The organism is Spirosoma koreense, assembly GCF_054777875.1.
Genome location: NZ_BAAHAC010000005.1, coordinates 500,954 through 515,953 on the forward strand (window position 1 = coordinate 500,954; position 15,000 = coordinate 515,953).

At 54.6% G+C, this 15,000-nt stretch carries 11 protein-coding genes; 2 read left to right on the forward strand and 9 right to left on the reverse strand.

From position 1 onward, the window contains the following. Window positions 1–121: 121 nt before the first annotated feature. The 5 genes from ACYVC2_RS07865 to ACYVC2_RS07885 form a co-directional block, all read right to left on the reverse strand. On the reverse strand, window positions 122–919 hold the full coding sequence (locus ACYVC2_RS07865; RefSeq protein WP_461101754.1) for a sugar isomerase domain-containing protein: 798 nt from the start codon (window positions 917–919) through the stop codon (window positions 122–124). Window positions 920–932: 13 nt separating this feature from the next. Next, the gene (locus tag ACYVC2_RS07870; RefSeq protein ID WP_461102321.1) at window positions 933–1,817 is read right to left on the reverse strand and encodes an ROK family protein; all 885 of its coding nucleotides are present in this window, start codon (window positions 1,815–1,817) and stop codon (window positions 933–935) included. A gap of 152 nt (window positions 1,818–1,969) precedes the next feature. Next, the gene (locus ACYVC2_RS07875; protein WP_461101755.1) at window positions 1,970–3,211 is read right to left on the reverse strand and encodes a cation:proton antiporter; all 1,242 of its coding nucleotides are present in this window, start codon (window positions 3,209–3,211) and stop codon (window positions 1,970–1,972) included. Between the two features lie 27 nt (window positions 3,212–3,238). Further along, a complete protein-coding gene (locus ACYVC2_RS07880; RefSeq protein WP_461101756.1) occupies window positions 3,239–5,533 on the reverse strand; it encodes an efflux RND transporter permease subunit in 2,295 nt (764 codons plus the stop codon). A 181-nt stretch (window positions 5,534–5,714) separates the two neighbouring features. After that, window positions 5,715–6,098, reverse strand: a complete 384-nt coding sequence (locus ACYVC2_RS07885; RefSeq protein WP_461101757.1) for a hypothetical protein — start codon at window positions 6,096–6,098, stop codon at window positions 5,715–5,717. A gap of 195 nt (window positions 6,099–6,293) precedes the next feature. Here ACYVC2_RS07885 and ACYVC2_RS07890 point away from each other — a divergent pair, with 195 nt between their 5' ends. Beyond that, window positions 6,294–7,526: a DegT/DnrJ/EryC1/StrS family aminotransferase gene (locus ACYVC2_RS07890; protein ID WP_461101758.1), complete on the forward strand. Its 1,233-nt coding sequence runs from the start codon at window positions 6,294–6,296 to the stop codon at window positions 7,524–7,526. A 71-nt stretch (window positions 7,527–7,597) separates the two neighbouring features. On the opposite strand, the gene ACYVC2_RS07895 is transcribed toward ACYVC2_RS07890, so the two are convergent. The 4 genes from ACYVC2_RS07895 to ACYVC2_RS07910 form a co-directional block, all read right to left on the reverse strand. After that, complete coding sequence (locus ACYVC2_RS07895; protein ID WP_461101759.1) at window positions 7,598–8,761, reverse strand: XylR family transcriptional regulator; 1,164 nt, start codon at window positions 8,759–8,761, stop codon at window positions 7,598–7,600. A 23-nt stretch (window positions 8,762–8,784) separates the two neighbouring features. Further along, window positions 8,785–10,044 (reverse strand): sugar MFS transporter, encoded by a 1,260-nt coding sequence (locus ACYVC2_RS07900; RefSeq protein WP_461101760.1) that lies wholly within the window; start codon window positions 10,042–10,044, stop codon window positions 8,785–8,787. A 53-nt stretch (window positions 10,045–10,097) separates the two neighbouring features. Then, window positions 10,098–10,934: an ROK family protein gene (locus ACYVC2_RS07905; RefSeq protein ID WP_461101761.1), complete on the reverse strand. Its 837-nt coding sequence runs from the start codon at window positions 10,932–10,934 to the stop codon at window positions 10,098–10,100. An 81-nt stretch (window positions 10,935–11,015) separates the two neighbouring features. Then, window positions 11,016–13,601 carry a family 20 glycosylhydrolase gene (locus ACYVC2_RS07910; protein WP_461101762.1) on the reverse strand — a complete coding sequence of 862 codons (2,586 nt, stop codon included), beginning with the start codon at window positions 13,599–13,601 and terminating at the stop codon, window positions 11,016–11,018. 190 nt (window positions 13,602–13,791) lie between these two features. Between ACYVC2_RS07910 and ACYVC2_RS07915 the strand changes: the two genes are divergently transcribed. Further along, window positions 13,792–14,889, forward strand: coding sequence for an acyltransferase family protein (locus tag ACYVC2_RS07915; protein WP_461101763.1), 1,098 nt, complete (start codon window positions 13,792–13,794; stop codon window positions 14,887–14,889). Window positions 14,890–15,000 lie beyond the last annotated feature (111 nt).

Here is a 15,000-nt window from a genome sequence, read left to right on the forward strand (position 1 = left end):
CTTTACAAAAAAGAAACCGGCGGAATGCCGGTTTCGGGAGCGCGAATGCCGCGATTCTGTTTATGAATGGATGGCCATTTCGACCCCCGTCGGATGGGTTTATTCGATCACTGGAAAACCACTATTGTCTATTGGAAGACGAACTGCCTACCTGGGCGTACAATTTCGCCAGTCGGTGGGCGTGCTCATCGTAAGCGCTTTCGAACAGCGTGACGGCTCGCTCCGACCCAACCACATTAGCAGCCGAGAGTACGTTAGGCGGCTGCCCGGCTTCGGTCAGCAATCGGGCCACTTCGGCCTTGATACAGTTGACGACCACGGCCCCGCCTACCGTCGAGCCGGGCGAAACGGGCGTATCCAGGCCCGGAACGGTGAGCATCGCATCGCCAACGGGCGCGCCGGTATCCAGCACCAGATCGGCGAAATCACTCAGTTTTTTTCCATCGGACCGCTTGCTGATACTTTTTTCGGCATGCTGTCGGGTGATCAGCGCCACCACCTTCAGACCCTGTTGCTGACACAGTTCGGCCATCTCGATCGGAACGACGTTGCACCCGCTGGAGGAAACGATCAGGGCCGAATCCTGGTCTGAGAGGTCGTAATTTCGTAAGATGCGCGCAGCCAGCCCCGGTACATTCTCCAGAAACATGGCCTGGCGTTGTCCGTTGGCTCCGACTACCAGGTTATGGAACGAGAGCGATAGCTCGACGATCGGGTTGAACCCCGGAAAAGAACCATAACGGGGCCACATTTCCTCGACCATAATCCGACTGTGCCCACTACCGAAGAGGTGAACCATCCGTCCGGCCAGAATGGTCTCCCCAAACCAGCGGGCGGCCTGCTGGATGGCTTCGGTCTGCTGCTCGATCGTGGTCAGCATCGCCTGGGTTTTCTGAATGTACTGATTCGTTAAGCTCATGTTGCGTCAGGAGTTATTCGTTCCGAAAAGCCGCGGCCCCAATGGCGCCGGCCCAATCTTCGAAATGCGCTTTGCAAAGGGTAGTTTTCTTGCCGCCGGGTCGCCATTCGAACAGATCGAAAAAGGTTTGCAGCGGATCGAACAGGGCTTCGTTGGCCTGCGCAATACCGCCCCCCAATACAATCAGTTCGGGCGAAAACGCATTAGCCAGCGAGGCCAGCGCAGCCGCCAGCCGCCGAATCGACGTGAGCCAGACCAGCGTAGCCAGCGGTTCGCCCTGCCGGTAGCCATCGACCAGTTGCTGGGTCGTCTGATAGCGGCCGTAGGACCGACGACTCACGGTAACGTTGCCGATGGCATCTTCCAGACTACCGGGGGTATTCGTGACGTCCATTAGCTCGCTATCCGCATCGACGGTGATGTGTCCCAGATGACCAGCCATCTGAAAGAAACCCTGGTATAACTGGCCATTTACCAACAGCCCACCGCCGACGCCCGTACCCAGGGTGAGCATGATCGCGTTCGTAGCGGTTCGGGCTGCGCCAAAGCGGGCTTCGGCCATCAGCGCGGCATGGGCATCGTTTAACACCCAGACCGGTTCGGTCAGAAAATCGGCCCAGCGGAAGCCTTCAAGCCCCTGCAGTCGTCCCGGCATGCAGGCAATGGCTGAGTTGTCCGGCGTCGGCAAACCGGGCGCTGCCAGACCGACACCCTGAATGGATTCGGAGGTGGTCGCTTTTAAGTACTGAACGGTTTGCGCCACAATGGCTTTCCAGTTGCTGTTTTCGCCATCGTCGGTGGGGGTGATGCGTTTGTGTAGCACGTCGCCCGTGCGCGTATCGAGCAGCACGCCTTTGATGCGGGTGCCGCCTAAATCGATGCCGATAGCCAGATGGATTGCCTTACTCAACGATCTGAAGGAAATAGTAGGCTGCGAAATTAGAAGAAAGAATGTATCGATAAAAATGCGGAGCCTGTAGCCCCGAAGCTAGAGCTTCAGGTGCGCTCTATCGGGTAGTCTGTTTAACATCCGAAGCCGGAGCTTCGGGGCTACGATTGAGCCCTGCGCCGGAACCGACGGTCGAGGTGATTCATGACGGGCGTAGACAGAATACCGTGGATAAAAACGGACAGGAGAATTGTCCAGCCGGTGAGCGCCCAGACCCGCTCGGGTGTCATGAACGAGGCCTCTTGCAGCGCGTAGGCCATGTAGAACAAGGAGCCGATACCCCGAATGCCGAAGCCCGCGATAGCCCACCGCTTTAGCCCACGCACGCCCGTTCCGCCCAGCGTTACCCAGCCAACCAGTGGACGAATCACAAAGATCAGCAGGATACCCAGCCCTACATCGTACCAGGTTAGCGCCGACAGCAGACCACTCGCCAGCGCTCCACCAAACAGCAACAGAATCAGGGCGATCAGCAAGCGTTCGATCTGATCCGAAAAAGCGTGCATGTAGGTATGGTATTCGTGCGTACGCTCGTAGTTACGTACGGTTATCGCTGCGATAAACACCGCCAGAAAACCGAAACCATGCGCTAGCTCGGTCAGCCCAAAACTAATGAGCGTAATGGCCAGGGCCACAAACCCATAGGCTGTCGTTTTTATACTAATTCGTTGGGGAAGCTCAAAAATCAGATAGGCCAGTAATTTTCCCGATAACCAGCCTATCAAAACGCCTACACCGACCCGGTACAGCAGATCGTACAGAAACCAATGGACCAGTGAATCTGGTACCGAAAAGGCAGGATGAGCCACGGCGATGGCCAGGTATACGAACGGAAAAGCCATGCCATCGTTCATGCCAGCCTCCGCCGTCAGGCCAAAACGGACGACGTCTTCCTGGCCTTCGTTGGGATCTCCCACCTGGACGTCGCCGGCCAGCACCGGATCGGTGGGAGCCAGACCGGCCGCAATCAGCAGCGCCGTCGGGAAATCCCAGTTACCCAGTTTCCAGACCGCCAGCGTAAACAGAACAATGGTCACGATCATGGTCAGCCAGATCAGTCGGAGGGGCAACCGCCAGCCCCGCCAGCTAAATCGGCGGTCAATTTTCAGACCTGTTCCGGTCAGGGCCACCAGCACGCAGATCTCCGTCAGGCGGGTCGTCAGAACGGGGTAATGCAGCGGCAAAGGGTCGGGCATTGGCAGCGGCAACTGATACAGCAGCCAACCGCCCAGCACAAACAGGATTGGATACGACAGCGCGTAATCTTTCAGCAACGACGGTAGCCAGGCTACGGCCAGAATCGCCACTGCCAGAATGACAAGCCACAGATCATACGATATCATAAACGTTGAGCGGTTAGGGGTGCCGCGTCAGACGCGGTACCGTTTCAGGCTTAGCAGCAGCGCGGGCAGCAGCACCAGATTGGTAAAGCAAGCCATGAGTACGGTTGTCGCCACGAGTACGCCCAGGGCGGCTGTTCCGCCGAAGCTCGAAGCGGCAAAAACCGCAAAGCCCCCGGCCAGGATCAGAGCGGTGAAAACCAGGCTGATGCCTGTTTCCCGAATGGCATGACTGATGGCCATGGGCGGTTCGAAACCCGCCTGGAGCTGCCGCCGGTAGCTGGTCAGGAAATAAACCGTACCGTCGGACGATAAGCCGAAAGCAATGCTAAAAATGAGGATCGTCGAGGGTTTAAAGGCAATATCGGTATACCCCATGATCCCGGCCGTGACGACCAGCGGGATCAGACACGGTAGTTTGGACAGCAGAATAATCGGAATCGAGCGGAACAGCAACATCCCTACCAGCGCAATCAGCAGAATGGCAATGACCAGGCTTTCATACAAATTTCCCAGCAGGTAATCGTTGCTCTGGAGGAAAACCAGACTGTAGCCAGTCAGGCTCACTTTGTAGGGCGTACCGGCGAACAGTGAATCGAGCCGTGGCTGTAGTTTGCCCATAACGGTCTGCAGGCGGATCGAACCGATATCGGCCATCTGGTAGCTGACCCGCGTAATCCGCCGGGTAGAATCGAGAAACGAGTTGACCATGGGCGTGCGGCTGCCGGCCAACGGTGCATCGCCCGCCAGCTTTTTCAGTTCCATAGCAGGCGGCAGCACGTAAAAACGCGGATCACCACCCCGGTACATCTGATACGCGAACCGAATCGCGTCGACCAGCGAACTGGGTTTGGAAAACTCCGGATACTGCGCCATAATCCGTTCCATCGCCCGCACTTTGTAGAGCGCCCGGCCAGCTTCCGAAAAGACACCATTGGGCTGCCCGGTATCGATCATGACTTCCAGCGGCAGCGCTCCTTTAAATTCTTTTTCGACGAAGCGCAGATCGTTATAGATCGGGTCATTTTGCGGCAGATCATCGACGACATACCCTTCTACCCGAATCAGGAAAAGACCCAGGGAACTGATAACCGTGACGAGCGCGACGGCCCCGTAAATGAGCCCCCGCCGGTGATGCACCCAATAGTCGATCCGGTCCAGAAGCCCCCGCCAGCTACCGCCCTGAAGCGTCTGGAGTCGGTTGGCTTTGGGAACGGGTAAGTAACTCAGCAGAATCGGCACCATCAGCAGGCAAATGACGTAAACGATCATGATGCTGATGGCCGCCACGACCCCAAATTCCACCAGCAGCCGGCTATTGGTGAAGTAGAACACCCCGAAACCAATGGCGGTGGTAATGTTAGCCAGCAACGCCGACACACCAATCTGCTGAATCATGGTTTCCAGCGCCCGCTGCTTGTTGCCGTGCTGGGCCAGCTCTTCGTGGTATTTATTCACCAGAAAAACGCAGTTCGGTACGCCAATAACGATCAACAGGGGCGGCAGCAGGCCGGTCAGCAGGGTAATCTCGTAGCCAAACAGGGCCAGTGTGCCCAGCGCCGAACAGACGCCCATCGCCACGACCAGCATCGAAATCCAGACCACTCGACCCGAGCGGAACAGAAGCGATACGATCAGCGCCGTGACGGCCGCAGCCAGCCCCATAAACAGTTTCATCTCGCCCGAAACTTTCTTCATAACCTCGGTCCGGATCGATGGCATTCCGGAATAATGCAGCTCCAGGTTATTTTTTTTCGCGAACTGGTTGCCGTACTCCCGAATGGAATTGACAATCGCCAGCCGATCCTTCGAATTGAGTTTTTTCTCATCGAAGGAGATGGCCATCAGTGTCGATTTCGTGGCCGGGTTGAACAGCAGGCCCTCGTAAAAAGGCAGCGACAGCACTTTTTGCTTCAGGCTATCGACGTCGGCCTGCGTGGCCGGCCGCCGATTGACCAACGGTTTGATCGACCAGCTCGAATCCTGTCGTTCGAGGGTAAACAGGCGGGCAGTCGACAGCACCTGCTTGATGCTGGATATCTGACCGATCCGCTCGGTCAGATCGTACCAGTCCTGGTAAACGGGCAGATCGAACCAGCGGTCGCTTTGCCAGCCGATCACCATCAGTGTCCCGTCGGCACCGAAGCGTTGTTTGAACCGTTCGTATTGAATTTGGGTAGAATCGGACAGCGGCAGCACCCGTGCCAGTTGATACGACAACTGAATCCGGGTACCGAAATACGCCATTATGCCGGTCAGCACCAGTAAGAAGCCTAACCAGAACAAGCGATAAGAAAGAATGGCGCGGGCTATTGAAGACCACATAAAAAGAAAGAGTTAAAGAAGAGTGGCGTTTACCGGGTTCGATGGGCAATGTCAGCAGGCAACGCGAATTGGGGTCAAATCATCAGCATAACGTATGGAACAGGGTAGACACATACACATACGGAATCTGACGGGTAATAAATTCGACATGATAGTATGGATCCTCCGCACAAGGATTGGTTCAGGGTGCATTGATGGCAATCTGGTGTTCAATAAGTAGGAGCAGGGTGCCAGCCACGGCATAAAGGGTCTGTCGGTTGTTGGAGCGCTCCGGTTGAAAAACCGGCAGCATACGCCAATCGATAGCGGGTAAAACAGCTACCGGAGGAGTGGCCAGGAACCCGGAGAAAGTTGTGGCCAGCGTGAGCGGTGTCTGTTGGAAATCCGTTGGTGCGTAATCCGGTTCGCTGGTTTCCTGCCACGGCATAAGGCAGGAAAAATAGCTCTGCCGGTCGGCGATGGAGGCTATCGGCGTCGACGGCGTCAGGAAGACCAGCCACCAAACGGCAAGTACACCACCCAGCCAAGTGAAGGGCTGCTCTATGTTTGGAGCCTTATTTCCCATATTAGTGGGTAAAGTACGGGTATTTTCCGCGTTACGCCAACTGACCGCCCTACTTAGGCTTTCTCGTTCGGCCCTGTCAAAGCACAAAATGGACGATAACCGGTCTCGGCGCCAGTATATTAATTTTACGCTCCGCCAATAGCCCGATGAAGCACAGGGAACGTACTAGAAAAAGAGAATCTGAATAATAAGCGGATGAAAAACACAGCAACGGCAGCGAAACTAGCCCTGCACGGCGGAGAACCGACTGTAACACGTAGTTTTCCCTGGCCTATTTTCGACGACCGCGAAGTACGGGCCGTCGCCGATATCGTACGGAGCGGACGCTGGGGGAACCCCGACTGTGCCGACGCTGTAGCCGCTTTCGAACGGCAGTTTGCGGATTATTGCGGCAGTAAATATGCGGTCAGCTGCGTCAACGGATCGGTATCGTTGCGGTTGGCGCTGATCGCCTGCGGGGTTCGTCCGGGCGACGAAGTCATCGTGCCACCGTACACGTTCATTGCCACGGCGTCGGTGGTGCTGGAAGTGAACTGCATTCCGGTGTTTGTCGATATCGATCCGGATACTTATAACCTTGATCCATCGAAACTGGAAGCCGCCATCACCCCTCGGACCCGCGCGATCATTCCGGTTCACTTTGCGGGATTAGCCTGCGACATGGACGCGATTCTGAGCATTGCCCGTCGGCATAACCTGCGGGTTATTGAAGATGCCGCGCATGCGCACGGGGCGGAGTACAACGGGAAAAAACTGGGTTCGATTGGTGATGCCGGGAGTTTTAGTTTCCAGTCGTCCAAGAACCTGACCAGTGGCGAAGGGGGCATTGTGATTACCAACGATGAACAGTTGTATCAGACGATGAATTCGCTGCGGAATGTGGGCCGGTTGCCACACGGGCAATGGTACGATCATTTCAATCCGGGCTGTAATTACCGAATCACTCAGTTGCAGGCCGTACTGCTTTCAGAACAGCTCGAACGGCTCGATGAGCAAACGCAGATTCGGAACGATAACGGCTTGTTCCTCGATCGCCTACTGGCCGATATAGCCGGGATTACACCGTTGCGCAGAAGCGAAGAAGCCAGCCAGCACTGTTATCACCTGTACATTTTTCGGTACGACAAGACCCGGTTCAGGAATATCCCAAAGAACGAGTTTGTTGCGATGCTGGCGGCAGAAGGCGTACCCTGTTCGGCAGGGTATCCGCATCCGCTCTACAAACAGCCTGTTTTTCAGGAAAAAAACTGGCTTTGTTACGCCATCCCCGATACGGTCGATTATTCGCAGGTAGTCTGCCCTGAAGCCGAACGCGCCTGTGCCGAAGAAGCGGTCTGGATTTTTCAGCAGGCCATGCTCGGCAGCCGGAGCGATATGGAATCCTTCGCCGAAGCCATTCGCAAAATTCAGCAGGCAGTAGTTCACTAATTAAACACAGAGCCACAGAGCACACAGAGTTACATTTATAAAACTCTCTGTGTTCTTTGTGTTTAATCCCTCTATTTTCCGGCCAGGTACCGGTGCCGGTATTCGAGGGGGGTGCAGCCTTTCACCTGCTTGAACTGGCGGGCCAGGTTTTTGGTATCGTTCAGCCCCAGGTCCATCGCAATCTCGAAAACGGTCAGGTCGGTCTCCAGTAATTTCTTGGAGAATTTCTCCATCCGCAGATTCTGGATGTACTTGTAGATCGGATACCCAACCACCTGCTGAAACCGCATTTCGAGCGACCGTCTCGACAGCGGAACCTGCCGGACCACTTCATCGACCTGCAGGTTTTTGTCGACGTTCTGGTGAATGTATTTCAGCGACGAGGCAATGTATTCGTCGTTCGTGGCGTAAATGTCCGTCGATTGCCGGGTGATGACCTGGGTCGGTTCGACGATGATGTCATAGAATTCGGTGATTTCCCGGCGGATCAGCCGGTCGAGCAGGTGAGCCGCGTCATAACCGCCTTTTTCGGCATCCTGCACAATGCTCGACAGGGGCGGGTCCGACAGTTCACAAAGCATCTCGTCGTTATCGACGCCCAGCACGGCAACTTCCTCGGGAATCCGGATGCCCGTATGCCGGCAGGCTTCGGTAATGTGCATGCCCATCCGATCGTCGCAGGTCAGAATGGCAACCGGCTTGGGCAGTGACGACAGCCACTTACTCATCGAACTGGGCTTGTAATACCATAGGTCGCTCGAGCTGTACTCTTCGTGTTCGAAATAATGTACCACATGACCGGACCGCGATACCTGCTCGTCGAACCCTTCGGCCCGCTCGCGCGACCAGACGATGTTCTTGAAGCCATAAAAGGCAAAATGCCGGAAGCCTTTCTTTAGAAAATAATCGCCCGCCATTCGTCCGGTTTCGCGGTGGGCACCGGTTATGTTCGGAATGTCGGTAAAGCGCTCTTTGAAATCCTGCGCGATGACCGGTATACCCGCTTCGACCAGCTTCCCCACACTGCTGTCGTTATAGAGCTGACCGATAATTCCGTCGGCTTCCCAGTCGCGCGCCCAGTCCAGAATCCCGTCGATGCCAACCGTTTCGCGGTGAAAAAGCGGCATCTGACAAAACACCCAGGGACCATGTTCGCGGGCATACTTCGTAATGCCTTTCAACAGGCTCCGGCTGTAATCTTCGGCAAAATCGATGAGTAAAATAATCTTGTGCATTGGGCTACACGGCTAAACAGAGGTTACTGGGTCAGCTCATTCATCGGTTCGGGCTTTCGACGAATCGTGGCGTTGACGATCAGGGGTCTGGCCCAGATACCGATGCTGAGAATGTAACCCAGTGTCAGGAGCAGAAATAACATAGCCCAGCGCAGGCCAACCAGTTCGGCCAGTCCACCGATAACGAGTGGAACCACCGCTCCGCCCACGATGCCCGTACACAGAATTCCCGACAATGTGCCGTGGTGCTGAGCCACCGAATTGAGCCCCAGTGAGAAAATAATGGACCACATCACCGACGCAAAAAAACCGGTGCCCGGTAGGGCATACAGCGCCCATTCCTTCGGGCCGAACAGGCCGAGCAACAAACAGAAAATGGCTCCTAACGTAAACACGATCAGCACCAGCCGGCTGTCGGCCAGCTTCAGCAAAACCAGCCCCAGCACACACCCGACGGTCATCAATCCCCAGAAATAAGCCACTACGGTAGCGCCCGTCGTGGCCGGATCGACGCCGTGGTAGAGTTGCAGAAACGTGGAAATCCAGTTCGAAATGCCTTGTTCGGTGCCGACATAGGCGAAAATACCGGCAAAAAAAAGCAGCACGGTTTTATTTCGGAGCAGATCGGTAAAAGCACTGCCGACTTCGATTTTTTCGTCGTCTTTCAACTGCACGATCGGAAAGCGAATCAGAGCAACCACCACAATCATCAGGAGCGTCGTCAGGGCAAAGACCCAGTAAAGCGATACCCATTCGAAATGCAGCGGCACCAGCTGGTTCAGCAGTGAAATCGGCCAGGAGGTATCGCCGGTATGGATCGTTTGGACAAAGTAGCTGTATAGCAATGGACTCAGAAACGAAGCCGCGCCCGAAAAAAGTTGTGCCAGTACCGAGTTGAAGGCAAAATGTTCTTCGCCCCCGGCTACCCGCAATAGTGGGTTGATGGCTACCTGCAACATGGCCATACCCACCCCGATGGAAAACAGGGAAACCAACGCTACCCAAAACTGCGGCATCAGCGCGAACAGCAGCGAACCCAGAAACGCCAGCGTAAACGCACCGATCAGTACTGGTTTCTCCCGGTATCGCTCGACCAGCAGCCCCGATGGGATGGACGCGCTATAGGCCACAAAAAACGCAAAAGGCAGAAAACCCGCCAGCCCTATACGCAGCCTGAAGCTATCGACCAAATCCGGAATGATCGGCCCCAGAATGTTGGTCAGGAACGAAATGACGAAGAAAATCAGCATGATCAACCCGACAATCAGGACATTTCGTTTCATGGATAACTTGGTTTAAATGGCAGGAATCAGCTCCTGATGATAAATGAATGTTTTTAGACCAGTTGGTGCACCAGCGCAGCAGCTCCCAGCAGTGCAATGTTCTCGTTCCGGGATTGAAAAATCTGTAGCCGACGCAGAGTGACAGGATATGCAAAATCGGCCATACTGGCGAACATCGCCGTTTCGAAGAACGGGTACGCTTTCGCAATCGAGCCGCCCAGTACGATCACTTCGGGGTCGTAGGTGTAGAGGACCGCTTTGATGGCATTCCCGAAATGCCGGCCAAATTCAGTCCAGAGTGCCAGCGCGTGCCGGTCGCCCAGCCGGGCGGCCTCATGGGTTTCCAGAGCCGTGGTGCCGTGAATAGCCTCGAAGAAATGCGTGGAGGCATACGACTCGATATTTTTGTCCAGGTAAGGCAACAGGCCAATTTCACCCGCTCCGCAATTGCTACCCACGTACAGTTGACCGTCGATAATGACGCCCGAACCGAGGCCCGTGCCAATGGCCATCCCCACCGCCGACCGATACCCCTGCGCCATGCCGAACCGGTGTTCGCCCAATGCGAAGCAGTTAACGTCGTTATTGATAAAAACCGGCAGGTTGAATTCGTTTTCCAGAATACCCCGCAGAGCCACTTCTTCCCAGGAGGGAATGTTGGCAACGTTATAGACGACTCCTCGTTCGATATCGACCACCGACGGAACCCCAATGCCAATTCCACTGACGGTAGACGCGGTCAACGGCCTGATCAGGTCTATCAACTGGCTCAGCGTCGCCGAAAGCGATTCTTTCTGTTGTAAAGCCCGGCTTATCTGGTGAAGAACAACGTCATTTTCGACCAGCCCCACCCGTACGTTCGTTCCTCCTAAATCAACCCCAATTGTCATATATCTTGTGTAATTGTCTGCTCGTTTGTTATGGTCATTTGGTAGTCATTAATGACAGCCAATGACTACCAGATGACTTTTTTATCGCACAACGGTTACGGCTCGGCTTGACCGACCAGCCGCATCGAAACTTTTAAGTTTTACAGTTCCTGAAACCGACACCGGATTCCGGTACAAAGTCGACTGAGCGGTTGGTTCTGAGCCGTCGGTCGTGTAGCGAATCGCCAGGCCCGGCAGCGCCACGTTCGCTTTTAATGTTCCATTTTCGATAACCGCCCCCGGTAGCGGAAGTCGGTATAAGTAGCCCCCATTCAGTCCAGCCAGTCGGGGTAGGTCTTTCTGAGCCAGGGTATTGGCAAATACGTTCCAGCCTGCATTGATCGACTTTTCGCGCGCCGATTTATCGTCGATCGTTTCCCAAGGACGCTGGGCGGCCCAGGCACTTTCAGCAAAACCCAGCAGCTTGGGCAGAATATCGTATTCGGCCATGGCGCGGCCCTTCACGGTTTCGCTCCACAGCTGGGCTTCGACCCCCCGGATATTTTTGCGCGCTTCGGGTTTCATGCGTTCCAGCCCCGCAAAATTCAGTGGTTTGCCCATCGCCGTCTTGAAGGTCGTTTTAAACATATCAAACGGTGCAAACGTCCAGTTATGCCAGGTGTCGACGTAGCCCGCCCAGTACAAGCCGGGTTCCTGTGGGTCGTTGTTGTACGACATGTCGAAGTAGAAGTTCGAGACGTTGCACAGAACGACCGGATAGCCCGCATTGGCCAGGCGGTTGCCCAAATCCAGATCGAACAGGTTGTTCCAGACGTAAGGCACCACCTTACGGCCCACAAATTCCGGATTCGGCAGGTACTTTCCGTCGGCGGTTTTATTGAGCGCCACTTCTTCCCAACCGTGGATTTCCAGGTTCCGCTTTTCGAGCCTTGCCAGCAACTTTCGGAAGAAATACGTCTGTAAATTTTTCGGGTCTTTGATCGACGGGTTTTCCTTCAGCAGTTTGGCCGCTATCGGCGACTTGGTCCAGACGCCTTCCGGAACCTCGTCGCCCCCTGCGTGCATCACCTCCATCGGCACCCCGGCTTCCCGATACATCTTCGTGATTTCGTCGACTACTTTTTCGTAAAAATGGTAGGTCGATTCAATCCCAACACTGACGACATTATCCGAATAGCCCTGCGCCGATTCATACACCGATTTGTCCTGCGGATCGATCAGCCGGTATTCATTGGCTTCCTTCTCCTTACCCTCTTTCATGAGCCGCTCATAACGGGCTTCCATCGACTTGATAGCCGCGCGAGCGTGCCCCGGAAAATTCAGTTCGGGAATGACCCGGATGTGCCGCTCTTTAGCGTATTTCAGAATCTCGATGAAATCGGCTTTGGTGTAATAACCACTGCCGTATTTCCCTTCGTCGTAGGCTTTCGGGCCAGACCCGTAGGCGGGGTGCAGTACCGACGTTTCTTTCCCCGAGGTGTGTTCGCGCTGCGCACCGACTTTCGTGAGTTCGGGCAGTCCGTCGATTTCGAGCCGCCAGCCTTCGTCTTCGGTCGTGTAAAACAAAAACTGGTTGACTTTATAAAAGGCCAGCAGATCGAGCAGGCGCAGGATGGTTTCTTTTGTCTGGAAATTGCGGCTAACGTCGAAGTGCAACCCACGGAACCCAAACCGGGGCGCATCGTCGATCTGGACGTATGGAAGCGTAACAGTAGCCGTCGGTTTGGTGTAAGCGCCAACCGGCATCAACGCCAGCAGACTCTGAATTCCGTAAAAAACGCCCGCGGCATCGCTTCCGGTAATCGTAATGCCTTTGCCGTCAATACTTAACTGATACGCTTCTTTGGTAACCCCATTGACGCGAATAGGACCCAGCTTTAGCAAAATTCCGTTGCTGGCTGGGGCGGTTCGGGCGATGGATAAATCGTTGCCCATCAGGGTTTTTAGCTTCTGCTTCAGGAAGTTGGCTTCGCTGTCTAAGCCTTTATCGGCGTAGATCGTAAAAGCGTTGGTCAGCGCCAGCGAACCCGCCGAACTGGTCAGTTTGGCGGGCGAAGGAATGATTTTAAGTAGTTTGTCGGGTGTCAGCAGCGAAACCACCTGATTTTCTTTATACGTATTCTCAGGCGTCGGGAGTGGCATCAGATCGGCCGGGCCACGCAGTATCTGCTCTTTTCTCGTAAACGGCCTGATCGTGTACCGATCGCTGGCAACCTGAACGATCTTTTCCTCTTTGCCTTCCTGGTCGTAAAAAACAAAATACAGACCCAGTGGAGCATCGGTGACTTTGTTGACGGCTTCGGTTCCTTCGTAGGGAATAGTCATGGAAGCACCGGGTGCCAACTGAAACCCCGCATTGGGCGTGAGCTTGTACCAGTCGCCGTTGATGTGGTGAACCGTAGCCTGAGGTGGCGTTTTAGCCGGAAGAATGGGCCGGGGCGACATGTTGAAAAATAACGCCCAGTTTTTATCCGTCAGGGCTTTACCGCTAGTGTTGGCCAGCGTAAACTGGGCTTTGAAACCGTTTTTCACATTGGTGAAATTTGTAACCAGCTCCCAGGAAACGGCCAGTTGAGGGTCATCTGCGGTAGCGCTTTCATCAGTGCGCTGGCAGCCACTGAAGCTCATGATAACCAGGGTGATAAAAGCGTAAAGACGAATACGCATGGACGGTTAAGAGTTAAGATAGGATCTTCGGGTATTAATCTTAGTCATTGGTTAGTCATTTATCGCACAACAGTAAATGACCAGAATTGACCATGACTGACAACCAATGACAACGAAATGACTATAATCAGTAGCCTTAATAGTACGCAAATCAGTACTAAAAATACCATTCCTGCAGCCGAACTTTTTAATGGTCTACCCACCGAACCGACTTGTTTCTCTGGACGCACTGCGCGGCTTTACCATTGCCGCCATGATCGTCGCTAACTTTCCGGGTAGCGAACAGTATGTCTATTTTACCCTGCGCCACAGTAAGTGGAATGCCCTGTCCTTCACAGATTTGATAGCTCCGATTTTTCTCTTCGTCGTGGGCGTTTCCATTGCGCTTGCTTATTCGAAACACGCTGGGGTGCAGCAGGCCAACCGAACGCTTTATCGCCGGATTGTGATTCGGTCGCTGAAGATTTTTGCCGTAGGCATGTTCCTGAATCTGATGCCCGATTTCAATCTGGAAACGATTCGCTGGACCGGTACCCTACACCGCATTGCGATCGTGTTTCTGGTTTGTGGTATCCTGTTTTTGACCACTAACTGGAAACAGCAGGTCTGGATCGGGTTGCTCACACTAGTCGCTTACTGGCTGGCGATGACGCAGATCGCTACGCCCGACGAAGGGAAAATTATGCTCGAACCGGGGCGAAACCTGGCGGCCTGGCTCGACCGGAAATACCTGCCCGGCCGCATGTGGCAGGGCACCTGGGACCCCGAAGGTATCCTCAGCACCTTCCCGGCGATCGTGACCGGTCTGTCGGGCATGCTGGCCGGGCGGTGGATGCTGAGTGCCGCCAGCCCACTCGAAAAAGTAGCCTGGCTGATGACGTCGGGCCTGTTTGTGGCCATTGTCGGGTACTTCTGGGGGCTGACGTTTCTGGTCAACGAAAACCTCTGGACGAGCTCGTTCGTACTCGTTACATCTGGCTTTGCGGCTCTGCTATTCGGGGCGCTGTATTTTCTGGTTGACATTCAGGGCTATAAAGCCGCTACCGTACCGGGCATCATTTTCGGAGCCAACGCCATTACCGTGTACGTGCTGGCCGATGTGTTCGCCCTTTTCTTTTACCGCTTTCGAATGGATGGCCTTCCGCTTAATGAGGCCGTCGTACACTGGTTGACCAGTGCTGGCGTACAGCCCGAATTCGCCAGTCTGCTGTATGCGCTGTTTTTCGTGGGTGTCAATTTTATTCCGGCTTATCTGCTCTACCGAAACCGCATATTCATCAAGTTGTAGGGGTCAACTGGGTGCGCAACTTAGTACTCAGATCAAACAGTTCGGGGTTTCCATCGTTGATAAAGTGAAGGGAATTGCGTTCGTGGCGGCATGGCGTTACACCGGACCATT